The sequence below is a fragment of the Pseudomonas sp. 5Vm1k genome (assembly GCF_056161485.1).
This window is the reverse complement of the sequence record NZ_JBSPCZ010000018.1, coordinates 14,819-35,813: the sequence shown is the minus strand read 5'-3', so window position 1 is coordinate 35,813 and position 20,995 is coordinate 14,819. Positions and strand designations below refer to the sequence as shown.

The 20,995-nt window shown below is 59.7% G+C and carries 20 protein-coding genes; 6 read left to right on the top strand and 14 right to left on the bottom strand.

Annotation, left to right across the window (positions count from 1 at the left end):
* Nucleotides 1–37: 37 nt before the first annotated feature.
* A complete protein-coding gene (gene inhA, locus ACWIKB_RS27355; protein ID WP_475270601.1) occupies nt 38–724 on the top strand; it encodes an isonitrile hydratase in 687 nt (228 codons plus the stop codon).
* A gap of 81 nt (nt 725–805) precedes the next feature.
* Here the strand turns inward: inhA and acpP are convergent, their stop codons facing one another.
* The 5 genes from acpP to ACWIKB_RS27330 all read right to left on the bottom strand — a co-directional run bounded on the left by acpP (nt 806) and on the right by ACWIKB_RS27330 (nt 5,481).
* The gene (acpP, locus tag ACWIKB_RS27350) at nt 806–1,057 is read right to left on the bottom strand and encodes an acyl carrier protein (RefSeq protein WP_475270600.1); all 252 of its coding nucleotides are present in this window, start codon (nt 1,055–1,057) and stop codon (nt 806–808) included.
* 41 nt (nt 1,058–1,098) lie between these two features.
* A complete protein-coding gene (gene darB / locus ACWIKB_RS27345; protein ID WP_475270599.1) occupies nt 1,099–2,250 on the bottom strand; it encodes a beta-ketoacyl synthase DarB in 1,152 nt (383 codons plus the stop codon).
* Nucleotides 2,247–3,200 (bottom strand): dialkylrecorsinol condensing enzyme, encoded by a 954-nt coding sequence (locus ACWIKB_RS27340; RefSeq protein ID WP_475270598.1) that lies wholly within the window; start codon nt 3,198–3,200, stop codon nt 2,247–2,249. Before ACWIKB_RS27340 ends, darB begins: the two co-directional genes overlap by 4 nt.
* Nucleotides 3,201–4,191: 991 nt before the next feature.
* The gene (locus ACWIKB_RS27335; RefSeq protein WP_475270597.1) at nt 4,192–4,992 is read right to left on the bottom strand and encodes an aminoglycoside phosphotransferase family protein; all 801 of its coding nucleotides are present in this window, start codon (nt 4,990–4,992) and stop codon (nt 4,192–4,194) included.
* Complete coding sequence (locus ACWIKB_RS27330) at nt 4,993–5,481, bottom strand: SRPBCC family protein (protein ID WP_475270596.1); 489 nt, start codon at nt 5,479–5,481, stop codon at nt 4,993–4,995. It abuts the gene before it with no gap.
* A gap of 197 nt (nt 5,482–5,678) precedes the next feature.
* On the opposite strand from ACWIKB_RS27330, the gene ACWIKB_RS27325 reads away from it, so the two are divergent.
* The 3 genes from ACWIKB_RS27325 to ACWIKB_RS27315 all read left to right on the top strand — a co-directional run bounded on the left by ACWIKB_RS27325 (nt 5,679) and on the right by ACWIKB_RS27315 (nt 7,600).
* Nucleotides 5,679–6,623, top strand: a complete 945-nt coding sequence (locus ACWIKB_RS27325) for an ADP-ribosylglycohydrolase family protein (RefSeq protein WP_475270594.1) — start codon at nt 5,679–5,681, stop codon at nt 6,621–6,623.
* Entirely contained in the window at nt 6,616–7,014 is a 399-nt protein-coding gene (locus ACWIKB_RS27320) for a GFA family protein (protein WP_475270593.1), read from the top strand. Before ACWIKB_RS27325 ends, ACWIKB_RS27320 begins: the two co-directional genes overlap by 8 nt.
* A 184-nt stretch (nt 7,015–7,198) precedes the next feature.
* Nucleotides 7,199–7,600 carry a lysozyme inhibitor LprI family protein gene (locus tag ACWIKB_RS27315; protein ID WP_475270592.1) on the top strand — a complete coding sequence of 134 codons (402 nt, stop codon included), beginning with the start codon at nt 7,199–7,201 and terminating at the stop codon, nt 7,598–7,600.
* A 141-nt stretch (nt 7,601–7,741) separates the two neighbouring features.
* On the opposite strand, the gene peaD is transcribed toward ACWIKB_RS27315, so the two are convergent.
* The 4 genes from peaD to peaA form a co-directional block, all read right to left on the bottom strand.
* A complete protein-coding gene (peaD, locus tag ACWIKB_RS27310; protein WP_475270590.1) occupies nt 7,742–8,860 on the bottom strand; it encodes a quinohemoprotein amine dehydrogenase subunit beta in 1,119 nt (372 codons plus the stop codon).
* A 24-nt stretch (nt 8,861–8,884) separates the two neighbouring features.
* Nucleotides 8,885–9,208 (bottom strand): quinohemoprotein amine dehydrogenase subunit gamma, encoded by a 324-nt coding sequence (gene qhpC, locus ACWIKB_RS27305; RefSeq protein WP_475270589.1) that lies wholly within the window; start codon nt 9,206–9,208, stop codon nt 8,885–8,887.
* Between the two features lies 1 nt (nt 9,209).
* A complete protein-coding gene (gene peaB, locus ACWIKB_RS27300; protein ID WP_475270587.1) occupies nt 9,210–10,640 on the bottom strand; it encodes a quinohemoprotein amine dehydrogenase maturation protein in 1,431 nt (476 codons plus the stop codon).
* Nucleotides 10,641–10,722: 82 nt separating this feature from the next.
* On the bottom strand, nt 10,723–12,303 hold the full coding sequence (gene peaA / locus ACWIKB_RS27295; RefSeq protein WP_475270586.1) for a quinohemoprotein amine dehydrogenase subunit alpha: 1,581 nt from the start codon (nt 12,301–12,303) through the stop codon (nt 10,723–10,725).
* 345 nt (nt 12,304–12,648) lie between these two features.
* Here peaA and ACWIKB_RS27290 point away from each other — a divergent pair, with 345 nt between their 5' ends.
* Nucleotides 12,649–13,005 (top strand): hypothetical protein, encoded by a 357-nt coding sequence (locus ACWIKB_RS27290; RefSeq protein WP_475270585.1) that lies wholly within the window; start codon nt 12,649–12,651, stop codon nt 13,003–13,005.
* 46 nt (nt 13,006–13,051) lie between these two features.
* Here the strand turns inward: ACWIKB_RS27290 and ACWIKB_RS27285 are convergent, their stop codons facing one another.
* Nucleotides 13,052–13,306 carry a DUF1652 domain-containing protein gene (locus ACWIKB_RS27285; RefSeq protein WP_475270584.1) on the bottom strand — a complete coding sequence of 85 codons (255 nt, stop codon included), beginning with the start codon at nt 13,304–13,306 and terminating at the stop codon, nt 13,052–13,054.
* Between the two features lie 276 nt (nt 13,307–13,582).
* Between ACWIKB_RS27285 and ACWIKB_RS27280 the strand changes: the two genes are divergently transcribed.
* Nucleotides 13,583–15,073: an aldehyde dehydrogenase family protein gene (locus ACWIKB_RS27280; protein ID WP_475270583.1), complete on the top strand. Its 1,491-nt coding sequence runs from the start codon at nt 13,583–13,585 to the stop codon at nt 15,071–15,073.
* A gap of 152 nt (nt 15,074–15,225) precedes the next feature.
* Here the strand turns inward: ACWIKB_RS27280 and qhpG are convergent, their stop codons facing one another.
* The 4 genes from qhpG to ACWIKB_RS27260 are packed head-to-tail and all read right to left on the bottom strand — an operon-like array spanning nt 15,226 to nt 20,801.
* A complete protein-coding gene (gene qhpG / locus ACWIKB_RS27275) occupies nt 15,226–16,515 on the bottom strand; it encodes a flavin-dependent monooxygenase QhpG (protein ID WP_475270582.1) in 1,290 nt (429 codons plus the stop codon).
* Complete coding sequence (gene qhpE, locus ACWIKB_RS27270; protein ID WP_290028647.1) at nt 16,512–17,189, bottom strand: subtilisin-like serine protease QhpE; 678 nt, start codon at nt 17,187–17,189, stop codon at nt 16,512–16,514. The genes qhpG and qhpE overlap by 4 nt, the downstream gene beginning before the upstream one ends.
* Nucleotides 17,179–18,897, bottom strand: a complete 1,719-nt coding sequence (locus ACWIKB_RS27265; RefSeq protein WP_475270581.1) for an ABC transporter ATP-binding protein — start codon at nt 18,895–18,897, stop codon at nt 17,179–17,181. The genes qhpE and ACWIKB_RS27265 overlap by 11 nt, the downstream gene beginning before the upstream one ends.
* A complete protein-coding gene (locus ACWIKB_RS27260; protein ID WP_054617376.1) occupies nt 18,897–20,801 on the bottom strand; it encodes a sigma-54-dependent Fis family transcriptional regulator in 1,905 nt (634 codons plus the stop codon). The genes ACWIKB_RS27265 and ACWIKB_RS27260 overlap by 1 nt, the downstream gene beginning before the upstream one ends.
* Nucleotides 20,802–20,995 lie beyond the last annotated feature (194 nt).

Sequence of the window (20,995 nt, the reverse complement as noted above, 5' to 3'; positions counted from 1 at the left end):
GAGTGAAGCCGTCCACCTCATCAGGAGAATAAACGCCATGACGTTGCAGATCGGTTTTCTGTTGTTTCCACAGGTTCAACAATTGGACCTGACCGGCCCTTATGACGTGCTGGCCTCGCTGCCGGACGTGAAGGTGCATTTGATCTGGAAGGACTTGATGCCAGTCACTGCCAGTACCGGCCTGGTGCTGAAACCGACCACCACTTTCGACGATTGCCCGGCGCTGGATGTGATCTGCATTCCCGGCGGCAGCGGTGTCGGGCCGTTGATGGAAGATGAGCAGACCCTGGCGTTCATCAAGGCTCAGGCGGCCAATGCCCGTTACGTTACGTCGATCTGCACCGGTTCGCTGGTGCTCGGTGCGGCGGGCCTGCTCAAGGGTAAACGCGCCACCACTCATTGGGCTTATCACGATTTGCTCGAGACGTTGGGGGCGATTGCGGTGAAAGATCGGGTGGTACGTGACGGTAATCTATTTACCGGAGGCGGGATCACGGCGGGCATCGACTTTGCGCTGACCCTGGCGGCGGAGTTGTTCGATAAGGCAACCGCGCAACTGGTGCAGTTGCAGCTTGAATACGCCCCGGCGCCACCGTTTGCTTCGGGCAGTCCTGAGACCGCACCGGCCACGGTGCTGGAGGAAGCCCGGCGGCGCGCAGCCGGATCGTTGAAATTGCGCGCCGAGATTACCGATCGCGTTGCGACACGCCTGGCCCAGGCATAACGCGAATATTCCCGGAGCCAACAGATGACCTGGTCAACCACACTGGCCAGCCAACCTGACCAGGTCATCTGCGGCCGTGCATCAGGCGCTGACTTCGGCCTCACTCACCTGACGGGCGTAGTCGATCGCTTGCTGAACGGTCTGCAACTGATCAGCCTGGTCATCAGGAATGTTCATCTCGAACTCGGCCTCCAGCGCCAATACCAATTCGACCCTGGCCAGCGAATCCGCTTCCAGGTCCTCGGCAAACGAATGGGCATTCTGGAGCTTTGCCTCATCGACCCCAAGTTCGGTTGCCACCACCCTTCTTACCCGTTGCTCAATAGTGTCCATTTTCAATCCTTGAAATGATCAATCATCGTCGGTGTTGCGGTTTACACCACTGTCAGGTGCATGAAGCCGCCGGAAAAACGCCCGCTCTCAGGCACAAAGCACAAAAGCTTCTGCCCCAGGCGAAGCCGACCCGACTCGAGCAACTCATGAATCATGATGTAGATCGACGCCGCGCCGGTGTTACCGCGCTCGGACAAGTTGGTGAACCAGCGTTCCTGAGGAATCGCAAACTCGGAATCTTCCAGGCATTGGGCAATCGGCTTGCGGAAGTATTCCGACGACATGTGAGGCAGAAACCAGTCGATGGCTTCCGGCGACAGGTTGCGTTTGACCATGACTTGCCGCAGCGGTTTGCCCAAGGTGAAGTTCACCACGTTCTCGTTCAACAGGCGCACATCCTGCTTGACCGCAAAAATCGAGCGATCGGCCCAATCCTTGGGACTGAGCAGCTTCCAACTGGTGAGATCATCACCCCCGGTCTTTTCCGCCCCGGCGTACATGCACGTCGGCAGTTCATTGGCGTAGGAAAAAATGTCCACCCAGTCGATTCGTAACGAGAAGCCATGGGCTTTAGGTTTGTTTTCGATGAGAAAGGCACCGGCACCGTCAGACAGCATCCAGCGCAGGAAATCTTTTTCGAACGCAATTTCCGGCCGTGCTTCCAACTGAGCGACAAGGGCTTCGTTTTCACTGTCGAAGTTGCGCGCCTGCAGGACCGGGGAAATCACCTCCGATGCAGTCGCCACCGCATTTTTGGTCGCGCCGGAAAGTACCGACAAATAGGCATACTTGAGCGCCGTCAGACCGGCCAGGCAGATACCTGCGGTGGACACGACTTCACACGGCTTGTTGCCCAGTACCCCATGCACCATCACGCCATGGTTGGGCATGATCTGGTCGGGCAGCGTGGTACCGGTCGACAGGCATTCCATGTCATCCAGGGCAAAGTCATTGCCTACCAGACCTTTGATGGCCAGCGCGGTGATATCGGCGTTGGAAAAGCGCGCTTCGCCCGTCTTGGGGTCCAGCACGTAATAACGCTGTTTAATGCCGTTATTGCGCAGAACCACTTGACGTGATCGGGAGGGGCGTCCACCGACATAACCCAGGATACTTTCCATCGTCTCGTTATCCACGGCCTCACCCGGCATGAAAGTAGACGTCTTTGTGATATAGGCAAACGATTCACTCATAGCGCTTTACTCTTTTCAGTTTCATTATTTAGTTGCGAGCCGGACGGTTGTTCGTAATAACGTTGCAAAGCGTCAATACGTGTCCGAATGATGGGTTGCAGCAAACGACGTAACACTAACGAAATCGGTAGAACCGTACAGATCACCAACATCAAATAAACAATAAACAGCGATAACAACAGCGTTCTAAGCCATCGACCATGTTGCCCTGCGCGCACAATAAGCCCTGACCAAAACTTGAAGCCCCGGTGTGCGGCCCGTTCGCTAAGTATCAGGCCCGGGTTCACGATCGCGGCGCCAAGGCCATCTAACATGGGGGCATCAAGTGTCTCTCGGTCATCAAACAACGCATCGCGCAGCGCCCTGCCAAAACGCCCTGCACCTTGAATGTCTTCATCGCTGATACCGGCTCGCGGCAGACCGAAAAATGACTCGCGTCGCCCCGTGAACATCCAGCGGGGCGTGGTAATCAGCGTCGCAAACGTGTTGGCCCGGTCCGTAAACACAACGTTGTCGCGCAGCACCGCGCCGGCCTCGGCCAGCAGGCGCTTGACGGCCTCCTGGGCCATCAACCACATGTTTCGGCAGGCAATGACCGTGACCACTGGCCGCCCGGCGATCAGGCGCTTGCCCTCGGCACTTTTGAGGAACGCGGTGATCAGCGGCGAAGGCGACAGGTACCAGACCTGATAGGCCAGGATGACCAGATCGAACGGGGCTTCCTGTTCCAGATGAAAAGGTTCGATGGCCGGTGGCGACAATTGAACCGTTTCAGGAAACACATCAAAGAACCGCGTGACCGGCCAGGGAAATGGATAAGGCTGGGCAGGTTTTAATTCCAGCTCATGAATGGAAACATGATGGGCGGCGCGCAATGGCGCAATGAAACTTTCAATCACTGCATTAAGTTGACCACTTTGGGAATAGCGCACTACCAGCACTTTTTTCATACCGATGCAGTCCTTTTATTTGAACCAGCAAAACGAGCAACACCCTGTCACTCGCTAAAAGACAAACCCACGACAATTTGATTTTTTATTAGTCACACGCTGTTCGCCACCCGACTGAAATCGAGCAAAGCACTGCAACTTGGCAGATGGCACTTCAGCATATTAATTCGACTTAAACACGCCCACTCTTCATTTCAAACCCCCATACCCTTTGCAGGCATGAAAATAAGGAACGGGACTTCGCCGGGGGTTGACCCCCTGTTGTTGAAACGGAATGTACGCGGAATTTTAGTGTGCACAACCTACCAATATTGGTAGTCAGGAAAAGCTGTTCTCAATCAACAGTTCGTGTTTTGATCACGAATTTTTTGGGCGGTGGATTCATCTTTCGTTGATCAATGTCGGGCTCGCCCTACCGGCAATATCACCGATCAACTTTTTTGCAGACGAAAAAAAACCCGCCGAAGCGGGTTTCTCAAGACCATTGCGACATCCTGTCGGCAGCCATCCTGGCTAATGGTCGATCATCCGTGATCCTGAGCACTTCCTGTGCTTCAGTTGATGGGTCCAGAATAAACGTATCGATAAGGCTTAAACAGACGACATACCCGCGAGTGCGTGTAAGCGATTGACCATCCGTGATCGGAATGCTGGTCCCTGTGGGAGCAGCCTTGCTCGCGAAAACGGTCTGTCAGCCAACACCAATGTTGAATGTGCCGGCCTCTTCGCGAGCAATCTCACACAAAGCTAAAAATCAAATTTTCGACAGACCAAAAAAAACCCGCCGAAGCGGGTTTTTCCCAAGACCATTGCGACTCCCTGTCGGCAGCGATTCCTTGCTTATGGTCGATCATCCATGATCCTGAGCACTTCCTGTGCTTCAGTTGATGAGGCTAGATTACGCTTCGGATCCAATATGCAATAGACGACATAGCTACTACCGCGTGTAAGACATTCGCCATACCGCCCCTTCCGAAAACCCTTAGTCGCCTCAGGTATTCAGCATGGAAGCCGCGAGTTCAGCGACTTGCAGCTGACCTTCCGCCGCCAGGGTGGCGTCATCCTCAAGAAACCAGGCAGCCGACAATCCGGCAAATGCCAACACCCACAGCAGCAAGCGTCGACGCTCAAGCCCTGCCGCCTTGGCCACGACTTTGATTTGTCGCGCAAAGCGCAGCGCATCCGTCGCCGTGGGCAATTCGGGGTTGCAAATCAGGTTGGCGTAATCGAAACCGCGCTCACCGGTCACCCGCTTGGGGTCGATGGCCAGCCAGCCTCGCGGGCCGAAATCCAGAATGTTGTCGTGATGGATATCGCCGTGCAGTACGACCACGTCTTGCGGTGCGGCCAGCAAGGCTTCGGCAGTGGAAAGGCTGAGGGCATAGAGGCCGCCGTGCTGCGCGGCAGCCAGGCGTAACGATGTGAACCATTGCGCCAACGGCACCAGCGGCGGTAAGGGCGAAAAGCGCGGTGCATGTAACCGCGCCACCGCAGCACACATAATCTGGCTGGCTTCATCGTCCTGGCCGTTGAGCGCCATGTTCATCAGTGAACGCCGGCCCATGGCACGTTCCATCAACAAGCCGTCGCCGTGATGGGCAAACACCTGGGCGGCGCCCTCTCCATCCCACCAAGTCATCAGCAGATTGCCGAACTTCTCCTCGGCATCCACCGCCACCTTCAACATCGCCGGCACTTCACCCATCCGTACCGGCAGCAAACGACTGCCGGGCGTGATGATCGGCGCGCCGTCCGGCACCAGCGCCCAGCGCTTCAACCAGGGTTCAAACATTCATTCGCCCTGATGTTCGCGGGCCTTTTCGCTGACTTTCAGAAACTCTTCGATATTGCTCATCTGCTCGTCCCAGCCGCGACTGTCCATGCGGAAGGCCTTGAGCCGACGGTTTTGGGGGATGTGATCGAAACCGGACTCGGTGACCTTCAGCAAGGTGCCGTTATCCATGTCTTCGAGCTCGAACAACACCAGCGTAGTCGGCTCTTGGGAGTAATCGACGTCTGGCTCAACGGCATACGGATGCCAGCGAAACGAAAACACCCGTTCCGGCTCGACCCGTTCCACCAGCACATTCCACAGCAAGTGCTCATAACCAGGGTAGGTAATCTGCCCCTGGGTCCACTCACCGGCAACAAAGCGCTTGCCCTCAAGCGCCACGCCAAACCACTGGCCAAACGCCTCGGCATTGGCCAACACGCGCCAGACGTGCGAACGCGGCGCCTTGAGCAAAATCTTTCTTTCGATGCGATCTGATGCTGGATTCATAAGTCACCTCCTGTACTGAACAGTAGGCCTGTAAGACCACAAGACCAACCCTAAAGTTGTATCAAGCCAGTGCGACTATCAACATAGTCTGAAATATTAGGCTGTATTTTGGACCCTCGGTTCTGGATTAAGGACGAGAGTTGGCCGATCGAAACTGCTAACGTTTGCAGCGAAGTTGAACCAGACAAGGACGATTCATGCAGCCTTCACTCTCGGAGCGTTATCGCGGGGCCATGCTGGGACTGGCGTGCGGCGATGCCATTGGAACCAGCGTCGAATTCCAGCCGCGCGGCTCGTTCCCCAGCCTGACCGACATGGTGGGCGGCGGCCCTTTCAATTTGAAGCCGGGGCAATGGACCGATGACACCTCAATGGCGCTTTGCCTCGCGGAAAGCCTGCTGACCAAAACCGGATTCAACGCGACCGATCAAATGGGCCGTTACCTCAACTGGTGGCATTGGGGTTACCTGAGTTCAACCGGCGAATGCTTCGACATCGGCATCACCGTGCGTGACGCCCTTACCCGCTACCAGGAAACCGGCGACCCTTTTGCTGGCTCAACCGATCCCGCTAGCGCCGGCAACGGCTCGTTGATGAGATTGGTGCCGGTGGTGCTGTATTACTTTCCCGACATAGAACGCATCAGGGCCTTTGCCGCCGACAGTTCCCGGACCACCCACGCCGCTCCAGAAGCGATCGAATGCTGCCAGTTGTTTGCCGAATTGATTGGCAAGGCGCTGCAAGGTGCGTCCAAAGCAGGTTTTCGGAGTCTGCCGGAAACGACTTTCCTTGAACCCAAGGTCGCGGCCATCGCCCGAGGGGATTACCTGGGTAAACCAAAAAATGAGATCCGCGGCAGTGGGTACTGCGTTGCATCGCTGGAAGCGGCTTTGTGGTGTTTTCATCACACCGACAGTTTTGAAGCCGCCATCCTGGAAGCCGCAAATCTGGGCGATGATGCGGATACGACTGCCGCAATCGTCGGTCAGTTGGCCGGAGCCTATTACGGTGTGCAGGCGATTCCCGAGGGTTGGCTGACAAAGTTGCATCAGCGAGATGACATTGAAACCACAGCTGAAGCTCTGTATCAGACGGCAAAAGATCACGCCCCACTCACTCAGTCAGAGCATGGTAATGAATAACCTGCGCGGAAGCTGCCTGTGCAAAACCATCGAGTACCAGCTCGACAGCCTCGACATGCCGATCAGCCATTGTCACTGCCAGACCTGCCGCAAGGCCCACGCTGCAGCGTTCGCCTCGACTGCCGGGGTGATGCGCGAGCATTTTCGCTGGACCAAGGGGCAGGATCGGTTGAGCAGTTATGAATCGTCGCCGGGCAAGCTGCGGCATTTTTGTTCGGTGTGTGGCTCGCAGTTGATGGCGGAGCGCTTGGCTCAGTCGCATGTGATTGTGCGGGTGGCGACGCTGGATGATGATCCGGGGATAAGGCCGCAGGCGCATATCTGGACGGCGCATGATGTGCCTTGGCTTGAATATGAATCGAATGAAAAGTGTCTGGAGTGGCAGACATAAATCTGCTGGGCGACGCAGTCCTGAATGTGGGAGCGGGCTTGCTCGCGAAAGCGGTGTGCCAGGCAACATTGATGTCGACTGACACGCCCCCTTCGCGAGCAAGCCCGCTCCCACAGGGGTAGTGGTGAATTGCGGATTCGCTACACTGCCCCCAACATTTCCAATGTCATCGTGAGAATCCCTTATGCCCCCTCGCTTTCTCCTGGCGCTGATCCCGCTGTTGTTTACCACCGTTGCGCATGCCGTGGACTGTGACAATGCCAGTAACCAGGGCGATATGAATCAGTGCGCCGCCCAGCAATTCAAAGCGGCGGATAAAGAGTTGAATGCGCTTTACCAGCAGATCACCCAACGGTTGAAGGACAGTCCCGATGCCAAGAAGCTGCTGGTCAGCGCGCAGCGGAGTTGGGTGGCGTTCCGGGATGCTGAGTGCAAATTCTCGGCCTCCGGGGTGGAGGGTGGCAGTGTGTATCCGCTGATTTACAGCAACTGCACCACCGGGCTGACCAAGGCGCGGGTCGAGACGTTCAAGACTTACTTGAAGTGCGAGGAAGGGGATTTGAGTTGTCCGGTGCCTGGGGCTTGATGCTGCGGTGTCAGTGAGGGCCTCTTCGCGGGCAAGCCTCGCTCCTACAAGGGGTTTCGGTCGTACGCAAATGATGCGCACACCGACAATCCCCTGTAGGAGCGAGGCTTGCCCGCGAAGGCGTCCGCTCAGGCGCCGCCGTTACCGAACAAACACCTGCGCCGTGGTTATCGCCATATCCCCTCCGGGCATTTTGATGCTGCCGATCTGCTTCAAACTCTCGGCATCAAAAATCGCCACGTCATTAAACGTCCCCGCCAGATAAATCTTGCTGCCGTCCTTGTTGAAGGAAATGCAGTAGTAGGAGTGATCCAGTGTCGCCGCCTGGAGCATTTTCTTCTGCTTGATGTCGTATTTGGCCAAGCGGTTGAGCACGCCGAACATCAGGTTCGGGTCCTTGGGTGAACGCATGCCGCTGAAGTAGATCTCCGTCAGTGGGCCGAAATCGGTGGTTTCGGTCTTGCCGGTTTTCAGGTCGATGCTGAACAGCCCGTAGAGGTATTCGGCGGTCAATGGGTCCTGCTTCTTGTCCTTGAATTTCGCCGCGGTGTAGAGCAGCGAGAAGTCATGGCGATAGGTCTGCTGGTTCCACACGTAGAGCACGTCCGGTGCGCTGTAGTTCTCGCGTTTCCAGTGACGGCTGGGGATCAGCACGTCGAACTTGCCGGTCTTCACATCGACCTTGTAGACGTCCGCCCCCGCCACATACAGCGTGCCGTCGTCACCGCTCTGCATGATGGTCAACTGCCGTGGCGCCGGGAAACTGCGCACCGGTTTGGCGTCCATGCCGGCATCGGTGGGATAGACATCCAACCGTGGCTGCTGCACTTCATAGCGGTCGTTGAGCATCAATGTCGGATTGGCGATGGCGAACAATTCCTTGCCATCGTGGCTGAGGGTGAAGGCGAACATCGAACGCGCTTTCTCCCCCGGTTTCTGGGTGATGCTGGCGTGGAAGACTTGCTTGCAGCTGTCCAGCTCGACGCCGTAGATGTCCGCGTAGTGATTATTCAGCACATAGGCGGTCTTGCGATCCGGTGACAGCTGCACGGTGCCCGGACCGAAAGCGTCCGGCATCTTGCAGGTCTTGAATAACGTGTCGTTGGCCAGGTCAATCACGTGCAGGTTGTTCGGGTAATTGGTGGTCAACATGTACTCGTGACCGTCTTGCAACGCAGTGTTTTCATCGGCCAGAACGTTGAGCGAACAAGCACCCAGGACGGCGAATGCGGCCAGGCCGCAGGCTTTGATACGAAGCATGCTGGAATCCTTCTCTCTGTCCGATTATTTGTCTTTGGGGAAGACAGTCCCGAGGTTGCGCCAGTTTTCGTTGGAGGCCTGCGCGTCCTTGTTCCAGTCCGGGTAGGTACTCATCATGTCGGGCACCTGGGCCGGCCACCAGCAAGGGTCGGAACAACCATACAAGTCGGCTTCCATCGGCTGGCACAGCGACGACACACCACCAAACGCATCGATTTCCCAGCCCGGGTCAGTGGTCGAGGCGCAACCCGCGACGGAGCTCATCGCCACCACTTCTTCGATGCGGTTTTCCTCCGCGGCCTTGTCCATTTTCAGCGCTTTATTATTGATTGCCTTGAGATGTTTCATATCAGTGAGCCTTGCGCGGAGTGATGTAGCTGCTGATAAACGCAGGGTTGTGGGCCATGATCCGGGTGTAGACCTCGATGCCGAAGTCGACCCAGTCACGCATCAGTTCGCAGTAGTGATAGGTCGGGTGGGTCGGGTCGCCGTAACGGGCATAGCTTTCGTGATAGCAGCCGCCGGAGCACAGGTTGCGGATCTGACAGTCCTCGCACCCGGTGTTGGTGCGGTCCAGGCGCTGGGACAGGAAGTCGTTCAACTCGACCTGTTTCACGCCGCTGTGGACGTTGCCAAACGTCGGCAGTGAAGAACCGGTAAAGCGGTGGCACAGGTTCAACTCACCCTTGTGATCCACCGCCAGCATCTTCAGGCCCGCGCCGCACGGCAGGGCTTTTTTGTGGCCTTCATGGATGTCGGTGATCAACTGGTGCAGGTTGGAGAAACCGATATTGCGATGCTCCAGCGCTGCTTCCAGGTAGCGCCGACCGAGCTTCTTCATATTGGCGAAGACTTCGATCAACTCGTCGCTGGACAGGTTGAAGGTGCTGATGTCGCCGGAAGTCACCGGGGCGAAACCGACTTCGGCAAACCCCAGTTCGTTGAACAGGTGATCCCAGATGGTTTCCACGTCGGTGACGCCGGTGGTCAGGGTCACCCGCGCGCCCACCGGACGGCTGTTGTAGCGCGACAACAGCATCTCGGCTTTGCGCCGCACCACGTCATACGTGCCCTGCCCGCCCACGGTGATGCGGTTGCGGTCGTGCACGGTTTTCGGCCCGTCGATACTCACCGACAGCCCGAAACGGTGGGCGTTGAGGTAGTCCACGGTGTCTTCGGTGAGCAGCGTGGCGTTGGTGGTCATGACGAATTCGACGAACTTGCCCGCCTCGCTGAACCGCTTCTCGCAATAGTCGACCATGTACTCGATCAGCTTGCGATTGCTCAACGGCTCGCCACCGAAAAACACCACGGTGAAACGCTCTTCGTCAGGTGATTCGCGCAACAGCATTTCCACCGAAGCGACCGCCGTTTCGATGTCCATTTTCTTGCCCGCCGACGGCTTGTCGAGGTCTTCCTTGTAGCAGTAGGTGCAACTCAGGTTGCAACCGGTGTTGACGTTGAGCACCACGGTGTTGATCGCCGTGCGCTCGACCCGTTTGGTGCCGATGTCCGGGGTCAGGGGCGAGCCGTCGCTGACCAGTTCCAGGGCCATCAACTCGCGCAGGGTTTCGGTGATTTCTTCACCGTTGAAACGTGCAGCCAAGCGCTGGATCAGGTCGTCCGAGGAGCAACCGGGGCCGCGCAAGGTGTCGATGATGGTGCCCGTCAGTTCATCACTGGCGAACAGCGAACTGCTGGGAATGTGAAACAGCATGCGGTCGGCATCGACGTGCACTTCGTGCAGATTCCGTTCGACCAGATTCAAAATAGCGCCCATTGCAACCTCCTGTGCAAACCCCGTTTTACGGGGCCTGCGGTCATTCCAAAAAGATGTCTGAAACCGTGAGAGATCAGCCAACTCATGGAATGGGTGGATTGTTCCAGCGTTGCACGGTGACGATCATGTGGCCCTCGCCGGTCAGGGATTTCCCTGCATCGTCGACGGCGGCAATCACCTTGAGGTTGCCGGCATTGTTGGTGGACATTTTGCGTTGCGGGTTCGGCCCGGCATCGCCTGGGGTGAACACGCCGCTGTCGGCCTGCATGGTGCCGGCAAACTTGACGTCTTCGTCTTCCTTGGCGCGGTCGTCGAAGGCTTCGACCTTCCACTGCGCCGGGAACACGCCGATGCGATATGGCTTGCCATCGGCGCCCTTGCCCCAGGCTTCGGCGTCGAAACGGCCCTGGACTTTCGGCGTCGAACCACCGCCCTCACCGATCCGTGCCACGGAGAATTCCGGCACGACTTTAACGGTGGCAATCGAGTTGTAAACCGACAGGGTCGGGCCTTTCAGCGTACCGACGGTGACGTTGCGCAGGCCCGGCTGGGCGTTGGCGGCAGCCTTGAGTTTTACGCGCATGCGCTCAGGGCTTTGCTCGACGACGGCGACCACTTCCACGCCTTTACCGAAATTCGGTTTGCCGGTGAGACCGCTACCGACCAACGTCACCTCAGTTTCAACACCCGCCTTCAGATAGCCAGGTTGAACGGCCAGCAAACGACTGCTGCCCTGCTTCGCCGCAACGAAATCCAGGCCTCGCTCATCATGCTCAGCCTCGAACATCCGGCCTTGCATCGCATTGCCTTGGGCGGCGAACACCTGGCGCATGGTCACGCCATCGACGGTCACGTTGCCGCGCCATTCATAGCCGCTGTAGAGAATCGCGCTACCGTCGCCGTTGAACGGGCTGCCATCGGCGTATTGGCCTTTGACGCTGACCTTGAAGGTGTCGCTGCCATCGGCGGTGACGCTCATTACGCCAGCCAATTCACCTTTGCCCGGCAAGTGACCGCTGAAGCTCCAGTCGCCGACCAATACGTCGCTTTTCGGCGCGCTGCTCAGCCATTTTTTCCAGGCCGGATTGTCCAGCGGATAACGCTTGGCCAGCAGCGGCACCATGTCTTTGCGGGCGATATCAAACCAGTCGCGATCCCGGGCCAGGGCCTGGTATTCGAGGGACGGCCATTGGCCGAGGTGGAAGTTGACCAGACGCTCCCATTCCTGGGCCGGACGGCGTTGCAGGGCGACCCGCGCGCCGGAGTGGCAGCGGCCGCACATCTGGCTGGTCTGGTCGTCGAAATGCTCGACTGTATTGAGCCGACGCTCCAGCGCATAGCGCACGCCATCGGTTTCACTCGGCGCCAGGCCCTGGGTGTCGGCCAGGTATTTGACCAGGGTTCGGCGGTCATCATCGCTGATCTGCAAACCGTGCATGGTCTGCATCCGGGCGATGCTCATCAGCCAGCCTTCCGGGGTCTTGCGCTGGTGGCTGATGCGGCTCAGGGCGTTATCGGCTTCGGGGGTGTGACAGCCCTGACAGGTTTCCTTGAGGATGGTCTGGGCGTCGCGGGCTGCCAGGCTGTAAGGCGAATGCAGCGCCACACAAGCGGCCACGGCCAGCAGGCCGGCGCTCATGCCTGATCGGAGTCTTCTCTTCATCAACGTCGAACCTCGCACGGTGCTTTCTTATTGTTGTGGCTTATCGTTTTTATGGTTTCTGCCGCCGGCGGCGCACCGCTGACGGAGGCAAGAGAAACGTCTGCGATGAGCAATACACGGAGCGTGCCAGCTTACCGATATCCTTTTTTATCAAGCAGTTGCGTGAAGAAGCCTGCCCAAAGCGCGGTCTGGACACGATCACCTGCGTCTAATATCGCGACAGCTGTTGCAGTCTGAGACAAGCGTAGCTGTCCCGGTGCGGACAGTTCATCGCCCGGCAATTGACGTCTGACCGGCAGGGGCGCGAAATGGTCGTTCACCGATTGCCAAGCAGGGGATACACCAATGGCAAGCATCACTGTCCTGGCGGGGGACTTTCTGCAGGGTGATGGAGAATACGTGAACGGCGTTTTTACCCTTAGGACGTCGCTTCATCCGTGGCCCGGCATCACCCTCCCCCTCTCATCATTCAAGTCCGTGGAAGTGGCCAACGAGGATTCGATCAACAACATCAAGGATGCCATCGGCTTTGGCGTGGCCGGGGCGATGCTGCTGGGCCCGATCGGCGCGATCGCCGGGTTTATGCTGGCGGGGAAGGAAACCGAAGTGACGTTCCTGGCAACGTTCAAAGACGACAGAAAACTACTCGCGGCGGTAGATGGCCGCACGTTTGAAGAGATTTCCCGGAAAATCGCGTCTTGAGTCTATGGCGGCATGCCGCCCGCAAGAGGGGCGGCATGCCGTCGATTCAGATATAAAAGGTGGGATGAACGCCTTTGTGAACCTCGATTTCCTGCCGCATGTCCGCCACCAACGAGGCGATCGCATGGGGACTGTCCAGCGTCCAGAGGGGGACGTGGGTCGCCACCATGTCGACTTTGCCGGTCATGCAGTCGCAGACCCGAATCGTCAGGGACTGATCGGCCTCCATGTTGCAGGTGCAAACCGACGGCAGAAAGCTGTGTTCAATGATGTTTTGAATTTCCAGGGTTGAAAGGAACATCGTGACCTCCCTTAACGCCAGGTGTGTGGCCGGACGCATGCTCCCTCATTTCGCCCGTTTAGCCTGAAAATTCTAGTCCTCAAAGGTCAGTGCCTCAAGGGAGCAATCCGGTTGCTCGTCGTCTCAGTGCCTGTCGCAATTTGCGAAAAAATCCTGGCCCTCGTCATCGTCTACAACCGGCGAAACCCGGTCAATTCAAGGGCCAGCCCGCTTTTCCCGGCACTTGGCACAGCCATTGCGAAAGTCCTGATCTCACGAACAACAAGAGTTCTCGCCATGTCCCTCCCTTATCTGCTTCCCGCCACGTCGGCGTTCATCCAGCGCGCACCGCGCATGCTGATCGGCGGTGACTGGGTCGAGGCCGCCGACGGCCAGACCATGCCCCTGAACAACCCGGCCACCGGTGAAGTGCTGTGCGTGGTGCCACGCGCCACGCCGGAGGATATGGATCGCGCCGTACTCGCCGCGCGCCGGGCCTTCGATGATTCAGCCTGGACCCGCACTCGCCCGCGTGAACGACAAAACCTGCTGTGGAAACTCGCCGACCTGATGGAGCGAGACGCCGAGCTGCTGGCGCAACTGGAATGCCTGAACAACGGCAAAAGTGCGGCGGTGGCCCAGGTGATGGACGTGCAACTGTCCATCGATTTTCTGCGCTACATGGCCGGTTGGGCGACCAAGATTGAAGGCTCCAGCGTCGAGGTGTCGTTGCCGCTGATGCCCAACGATCAATTCCACAGTTTCATTCGTCGCGAGGCGGTGGGCGTGGTCGGCGCCATCGTCGCCTGGAACTTCCCGCTGCTGCTGGCCTGCTGGAAACTCGGCCCGGCCCTGGCGACCGGTTGCACCGTGGTGCTCAAACCCGCCGACGAAACCCCGCTGAGCGCGCTGAAACTCGCCGAATTGGTGCTGGAAGCCGGGTATCCCGAAGGCGTGTTCAACGTGGTCACCGGCACTGGCATCACCGCAGGTTCTGCCCTGACGCACAACCCGTTGGTCGACAAGCTGACCTTCACCGGCTCCACCGCCGTCGGCAAGCAGATCGGCAAGATCGCCATGGAGTCCATGACCCGGGTGACCCTGGAACTGGGCGGCAAATCGCCGACCATCGTTATGGCCGACGCCGATCTGAAGACGGCCGCCGCCGGTGCCGCCAGCGCGATTTTCTTCAACCAGGGCCAGGTCTGCTGCGCCGGTTCGCGGCTGTATGTGCAGCGCAAGCACTTCGACAATGTGGTGGCGGACATCGCCGACATCGCCAACGCCATGAAGCTCGGCAACGGTATGGACCCGACGGTCGACATGGGGCCGTTGATCTCCAAGCGTCAGCAGGAGCGGGTTTACGGCTACATCGAACAGGGCCGGGAAAGCGGCGCGACCATTGCCTGTGGTGGCGAGCAGTTCGGGCCGGGGTTCTTCGTCAAACCGACGGTGATTGTCGATGTCGATCAGAAGCATTCATTGGTCCAGGAAGAGATTTTCGGGCCGGTGCTGGTGGCGATTCCGTTTGATGACGAGGCCGACGCGCTGCGCATGGCCAATGACAGTCCCTACGGGCTTGGAGCGAGCATTTGGTCCAATGATCTGGCGGCGGTGCACCGGATGATTCCGCGGATCAAGTCGGGGTCGGTGTGGGTCAATTGCCACAGTGCGCTGGACCCGGCATTGCCGTTTGGCGGGTACAAGATGTCCGGGGTTGGACGGGAGATGGGGTATGCGGCGATTGAGCATTACACCGAGTTGAAGTCGGTGTTGATCAAGTTGTAGTGGCTTTGATCGTTCCCACGCTCCGCGTGGGAACGATCAGTCAGCTCTGAATTTTTGTCGTTCTTTAGGCCGCATTCGCGGGCAAGCCTCGCTCCTACAGGGAATTGCATTCCAATGTGGGAGCGGGCTTGCTCGCGAAGGGGCCGGCAAGGTCAAGGCTTAAATCCCTGACTCAACAACCACCCCCGAACCACCCGCCCCTGCTCCGCCGTCAACCCGGCCAAGGCCTGCTCAACAGGTTCATTCCACAACCGCCGCAGCAACGGCGCCAACTCAACCCCTTGCACATGCCAGATCCCCAGCGGCTGATCCGCCGTGATCACCACCTCCGCCTCATCCACAAACCCGTCGCGCAACACCGGTGCCCGCTCAATCTTCAGCGCCGCGAAATCCGCCTCGGCATGCGCCACCTCCACATCCGGCCACTGCCGCCGCGCCTGCCAGAATGGCTGTTCCAGCCACCGCTGCTCATCGGCATAAAAATCCCGGCCGATCCGCGCGAAACGCAAAAACAACTGCTCCACCCGCTGCTGATGAAAGCGCTGGGCCAACGCCGCTCGCTCAGGTTTGCGCAACAGGGTGTTGATCACCGTCGGCGCCTGTAAGGCCGAGGACAAGGATTGGAAAATCCCGTTGCCTGACAACGGGTCCACGGCCATCGCCGCATCGCCCACCCGAATCCAGTTATCGCCACACACTTGCGGGCTCAAGATCGCGGTGCTGCTGCGGGCGTGCAGTTGTAGTTCAGTTTCCGGCCCATCACCAAAAAACACCCGGGCCACTTCCGAAGCGTGGCGCCGTTGACGGCAGTAATCGAGCAACTGCGCCTTGCCCGGCAACTCGGCACTGGCCACGTCCACCGTCCATTGCCAATAACACTGACCGTCGGCCCGGCGTGCCATCCAGGCCCAGCCGTCCTCAAGGCTTTCCACGGCGCTGGCGGTGTCGCCCGGCGCGGCTTGCCAGCGGTTGAGCAGGCTGACCGTCTCCGGCCCGCGCAGGCCTTTGCCGAGGGCTGGCGCCGAACGCCCGCGAGCTTCCACCAGGAAATCCGCGACCAGCGCTTCGTGCCCTTCAATCTCGATCCAATGCCCCGCCGCTGTAGTCTGCACCGTGAGCACCCGCCCTTCGATCAACTCGACCCCGGCCACACGCAAATCCTCGCGCAGGCCTCGATCAAAGCTCGGACGGTCCAGCAAAAATTCGATGTTTTGCGCATGCTGCTGGCCGTTCCACGACACCTGTCGTTGGGAAGGCAGCGCCGCATCCGCCAACGCGTGGTTCAACCCCGCGCCGCGCAAAGCCTCCAGCACCCGCACGGAAACGCCTTCCAGCGCGGCAAAGCGCCGCCATTCACTGACCAGCGTCACCGGGTAACCAAGCCGACGCAAACCCAAGGCCACCGCCGCACCCGCAGGCCCGGCGCCAAGAATCAGGATCACGGGCCGAATCGCCGTTCAGGGCCGCGATAACGGGCGTGATCCCGCAGCCATTCGATGACATGTTGATTGCTCGCCTCGGGATGCGCGACGAGGAACCCGGCGATGTGCCCGCTCAACGCGGCACAGCCCAGACTGGCCCCCGACTGCCCCGGATAGGTGCCATGCACACACGCCGCAAAATCCGCCTGGGCACTGTTGAGCCACGACCATTCGTTTTCTGCGCAACGGGCATCGCCGGTGACCCGCAGCACCTGTGGATAATTCGCCGGATACACGCCCTCGCCCTGGGCCGGACTCGATGCACAAAGCAACACGCCTCGCGCCACCGCTGCCGCACAGGCTTCACGCAACAGGCTGCGATCCTGACGCAAACCCAGGCTCAGATTGATCAGCCGCACGTCCTGCGTCACCAACCAGTCAATCGCCGTGGCGATCTGCAACGCGCTGGTCACGCCACGCTGATCAAACACCTGAGCCACACAAAACACCGCCGCCGGAGCGCGTCGCCCGATGGCCTCGATCACCGCGCTGCCGTGGCCCAGTGGATCGTCGCGCAAGTCACTTTCCGCCAGCCCATCCTCCAGTAGCGAAAACCGCCGCCCCGCAACAACCTGCACCCGTTGCGCCGCCGAGTGACCGCTGTCCACCACGCCAATCCGCAGTTCAGGCTTCATGCAGCACCGTTTTCGAAATGAGCACGCCGTCGAGCAATTCGAAGCGCAGATCGGCGTCCGCCAGGGTCGAGGGACGATGGCTGATCAGGATGCGCGTGCGTCCGGCAAACAGTCGGTCGATGGCTTCGATCACTTCGCGCTCGGTGGCCTCATCCACCGCCGAAGTGGCTTCGTCCAGCACCAAAATTAATGGGTCTTGCAACAAGGCACGGGCGATGGCGATCCGTTGCTTCTGCCCGCCGGACAACTGCTGGCCGCGCTCACCCAACGGGCTGTCGAGGCCTTCGGGCAAGGACGCGATCAGGCTGTCGAGTTGCGCCAGCCGCGCCACTTCGGCAATCGCCTCGCGACTGGCGTTCGGCACCGCATAGGCCAGGTTGTCTGCGAGGCTGCCGCGAAACAGCACGATGTCTTGACTGACGATGGCAATCCGTCTGCGCAGGTCGAACAGGTCCAGCTCGCGTAGATCGACCTCCCCAAGCAACACCCGGCCAGACTGCGGATCGTGGTGCCGTTGCAGCAGGTCGATCAGGGTTGATTTACCGACACCGGAGCCGCCGCTCAGGGCCACTTTCAAACCATAGGGAATGCGCGCGTCAATCCCGCTTAACGTACTCGGACGACCCGGATGACTGAAATGCACGTCGTCGAAACGCAGCTCTCCAGAGGCCGGCATCGGCTGCGGCGTGACCGGTGTAAGCACGGTCGGTTCTTCCCCGCGCAGTTCCATCACGCGCCCGAGGCTGACGGTCATCCGCTGGATCGCCACATACAGCCCGAGCAAACTCTGAACCGGCCCCACCGCCATCCCGAGGTAGGTGGAAAACGCGATCAGCGCGCCGAGTTGCCACGTGCCCTGCACCACCCAATAACCGCCGATCAAAAACGCACAGGCCCGGGACAATGACGTCAGCGTGCCCGGCACAGCCTGGGTGAAAAACTCGGTGACTTGCAGGCGCAGCAACTGGCTCATATAGCCCTGGCCCAAACTCTCCAGACGTCGCGCTTCACGCTGTTGCTGGCCGGCGGACTGGATGAATTTCATCACCGGCAAGGTCTCGACCATGAACGACGACATGTCCGCCGAACGCTCGCGCAACTGCCGCACATCGCGCTCGACCTTGCGCCGCATCCAGCGCAGCCACAGCACGTCGAGGGGAATCAGCACCAGCGCCAACAGCGAGAGTTTCCATGACAGGGTCAACAGCATCGCGATGGAGAAGACCAGGCCGATCACGCTAGACACCGCCGAGAACAGCGAGTCCACGGCAAAGCGCTGGATCTCCGCGACGTCACCGTCGAGGCGCGACATCAAATCACCGATGCGCCGCTGGCCGTAGAAGCTCGGCGACAAGGTTTGCAAGTGCCGATACAGGTCATCTCGCAGGGCAAACAGAATCCGCCCGGACAACCGCGTGTGCAGGTATCGGTTGATCCCCGACAACGCGGTGCCGAGCAGGCCGGCAACGATCATCAACCCGGCGATCAGCACCAGCACCGGGAAATTACGCCCCAGCAGGCCGTCGTCGATCAGCAGTTTGGTCAGCCACGGTTGCACCAGCACCAACAACGACGCGCAGACCGACAACCCGAGCAACCCGGCAATCGCCAGCCGATGGGGGCGCACGAAGCTGTACAGCCAGCGCAACGCCGCTTGCAGGGCTTGCGGGTTCGGGCTGTCGATCAGCCGCACGATCAGGCGCTGCATCACAGGCGCAACTGTTTGAGCTTGCGATACAGGGTCGCGCGACTGATGCCGAGGGCGTCGGCGGCGGCCGAGACGTTGCCCTGATGCGCGTCCAGGGATTGGCGGATCAGCTCCAGTTCGTTTTCGCGAATGCTGCCGGCCTGGGGCCGCTCGGTGGCGGTCAGGTCGTCGAGCATGCTGTCGGGCAAGTGGTCGAGGGTGAGCACGCTGTCACCTGCCTCGCGCATCGCCAACGCGGTGCGCAACACCATTTCCAGTTGGCGAATGTTGCCCGGCCAGTGATAGCCGCCGAGCAGTTTGCTCAGGTCGTCATGCAAGGTCACCGTCGGGGCGTCGAGCTTGGCCAGCAAGCGACCGACCAGGCCGCTGAAATCCTCGCGTTCGCGCAGGGCCGGGAGCATCACGCTGATGCCGTTGACCCGGTAGAACAGGTCTTCGCGAAAGTGTTTGTCTTCCACCAGGCGCTTGAGGTCGCGGTGGGTGGCGCAGATCAGCGCGACGTCGATGTCCTGCTCTTCACCGGCGCCCAGGGGCGCGACTTTGCGATCCTGCAACACGCGCAACAACCGCGCCTGCAAGGCCAGCGGCATGTCGCCGATTTCATCGAGGAACAAGGTGCCGCCGTGGGCCTGTTGCAAGCGCCCGACCATGCCGCCACGGCGAGAACCAGTGAACGCGCCTTCACGGTAGCCGAACAGTTCCGACTCGATCAGGCCTTCGGGTATCGCCGCACAATTCACCGCGACGAAGGGTTTGTCGCAACGTGTGCCAGCCATGTGCAGGGCGCGGGCAATCACCTCTTTACCGGTGCCGGTTTCGCCGAGCAGCAACACCGGTAATTCATTGGCCAAGCCTTGGCGGGCCATGCGCAAGGCGCGGGCGTAACGCACATTGCTGCCGGCCAGGGATTCAAGATCCGGTTGCGGTTTGGCCGGTTTCGCGACCGGGCGCGGCGTGGTGCCGACGTTGATCGAACGCTGGGGCGCGCGCAGGGTTTTGTAGAAGAATTCGCCCTTGGCGGTTTGCAAACTGCCGACGCCGCCCTGTTGCAGCCGCGCCAGCAGTTGCAGGCCATCGACCCCGAGAAACTCTTCGCAGCGATGCCCGACCAATGCCGAACGCTCGGCGCGCAGCAACTGACAGGCCTGGGCGCTGACCGCGAGGATCTGTCCGCCGAGGCTCACTGCCAACAGGCCCTGCCATGGAGATTCGAGGTACTGCCGACGGCTGTGGAACGCGAGGACGATCTGGTCCGGATAGCTGGCGTTAAACACCCGGCTTTCGATCTGGCTGACCGCCATGGCCAGCAGCGCGGTGCTATCGTGGACGCGCCCGAGGGGGCCTTCGCGGGTCAGGTCGAGGACGCCGAGGATATCGCCTTGGGGGCAATGAATCGGCACCGAAGTGCAGGAGAAATCGCTCAGGCGATCCAGGTAATGTTCGCCGCAATCGATCAGGGTCGGGCGGGCTTCCACCAGTGCGGTGCCGAGGGCATTGGTGCCGCGCGCCGCTTCGCTCCAGCAGGCGCCGAGGGTGATGTCTTGCAGGCCGGAACCCTTGAGGCGATCGGCGCGGCCTTCGACGGCGAGGATGGTGGCGTCGGAATTGGCGAGGATGATCAGGCCTTCTTTACCTTGGCGTTCGGCCAGGTAATCGATGGCCGGCATTGCGGCGTCGATCAGCAAGCGGTTGCTCGCCAGCAGCACTTCGAGGCTGGCGCTGGATTCCAGGGTCAGCTCATGCTTGCCGTTGAAATGCACGCCATGGCTGAGGCTGCGCCGCCATGAGGCATCGATTTCCGCACGCAATACGCCATCGGGCACTTCGCCTTCGAGGTGAAGTTTTTCCCGGGCCAGCCGGGCTTCCTGATGGGGCTTAGGGTGTGTTGTTTTTATTAGCGTCATCAAGCGCTCCGCAGCGGTCCGCTTTGCGCTTTATGAAATCAGCGCCGTGGCGTCAATCTTTACGTTAACGTCAGGGCGATGGCAAGAGCCGTAGGGCGCTTGTGTCGTATCTGGGGGACCGCGTTATCGTTCTTCGCGGGCAAGCCTCGCTCCTACAGGGTTCGAGCGGGCCGGGGATTCGCGCTTCGCCGGTA

Coding starts and splice junctions, on each gene's coding strand:
- inhA (WP_475270601.1), top strand. CDS start 38: ATGACGTTGCAGATCGGTTTTCTGTTGTTTCCACAGGTTCAACAATTG.
- acpP (WP_475270600.1), bottom strand. CDS start 1,057: ATGGACACTATTGAGCAACGGGTAAGAAGGGTGGTGGCAACCGAACTT.
- darB (WP_475270599.1), bottom strand. CDS start 2,250: ATGAGTGAATCGTTTGCCTATATCACAAAGACGTCTACTTTCATGCCG.
- ACWIKB_RS27340 (WP_475270598.1), bottom strand. CDS start 3,200: ATGAAAAAAGTGCTGGTAGTGCGCTATTCCCAAAGTGGTCAACTTAAT.
- ACWIKB_RS27335 (WP_475270597.1), bottom strand. CDS start 4,992: ATGTTTGAACCCTGGTTGAAGCGCTGGGCGCTGGTGCCGGACGGCGCG.
- ACWIKB_RS27330 (WP_475270596.1), bottom strand. CDS start 5,481: ATGAATCCAGCATCAGATCGCATCGAAAGAAAGATTTTGCTCAAGGCG.
- ACWIKB_RS27325 (WP_475270594.1), top strand. CDS start 5,679: ATGCAGCCTTCACTCTCGGAGCGTTATCGCGGGGCCATGCTGGGACTG.
- ACWIKB_RS27320 (WP_475270593.1), top strand. CDS start 6,616: ATGAATAACCTGCGCGGAAGCTGCCTGTGCAAAACCATCGAGTACCAG.
- ACWIKB_RS27315 (WP_475270592.1), top strand. CDS start 7,199: ATGCCCCCTCGCTTTCTCCTGGCGCTGATCCCGCTGTTGTTTACCACC.
- peaD (WP_475270590.1), bottom strand. CDS start 8,860: ATGCTTCGTATCAAAGCCTGCGGCCTGGCCGCATTCGCCGTCCTGGGT.
- qhpC (WP_475270589.1), bottom strand. CDS start 9,208: ATGAAACATCTCAAGGCAATCAATAATAAAGCGCTGAAAATGGACAAG.
- peaB (WP_475270587.1), bottom strand. CDS start 10,640: ATGGGCGCTATTTTGAATCTGGTCGAACGGAATCTGCACGAAGTGCAC.
- peaA (WP_475270586.1), bottom strand. CDS start 12,303: ATGAAGAGAAGACTCCGATCAGGCATGAGCGCCGGCCTGCTGGCCGTG.
- ACWIKB_RS27290 (WP_475270585.1), top strand. CDS start 12,649: ATGGCAAGCATCACTGTCCTGGCGGGGGACTTTCTGCAGGGTGATGGA.
- ACWIKB_RS27285 (WP_475270584.1), bottom strand. CDS start 13,306: ATGTTCCTTTCAACCCTGGAAATTCAAAACATCATTGAACACAGCTTT.
- ACWIKB_RS27280 (WP_475270583.1), top strand. CDS start 13,583: ATGTCCCTCCCTTATCTGCTTCCCGCCACGTCGGCGTTCATCCAGCGC.
- qhpE (WP_290028647.1), bottom strand. CDS start 17,189: ATGAAGCCTGAACTGCGGATTGGCGTGGTGGACAGCGGTCACTCGGCG.
- ACWIKB_RS27265 (WP_475270581.1), bottom strand. CDS start 18,897: ATGCAGCGCCTGATCGTGCGGCTGATCGACAGCCCGAACCCGCAAGCC.
- ACWIKB_RS27260 (WP_054617376.1), bottom strand. CDS start 20,801: ATGACGCTAATAAAAACAACACACCCTAAGCCCCATCAGGAAGCCCGG.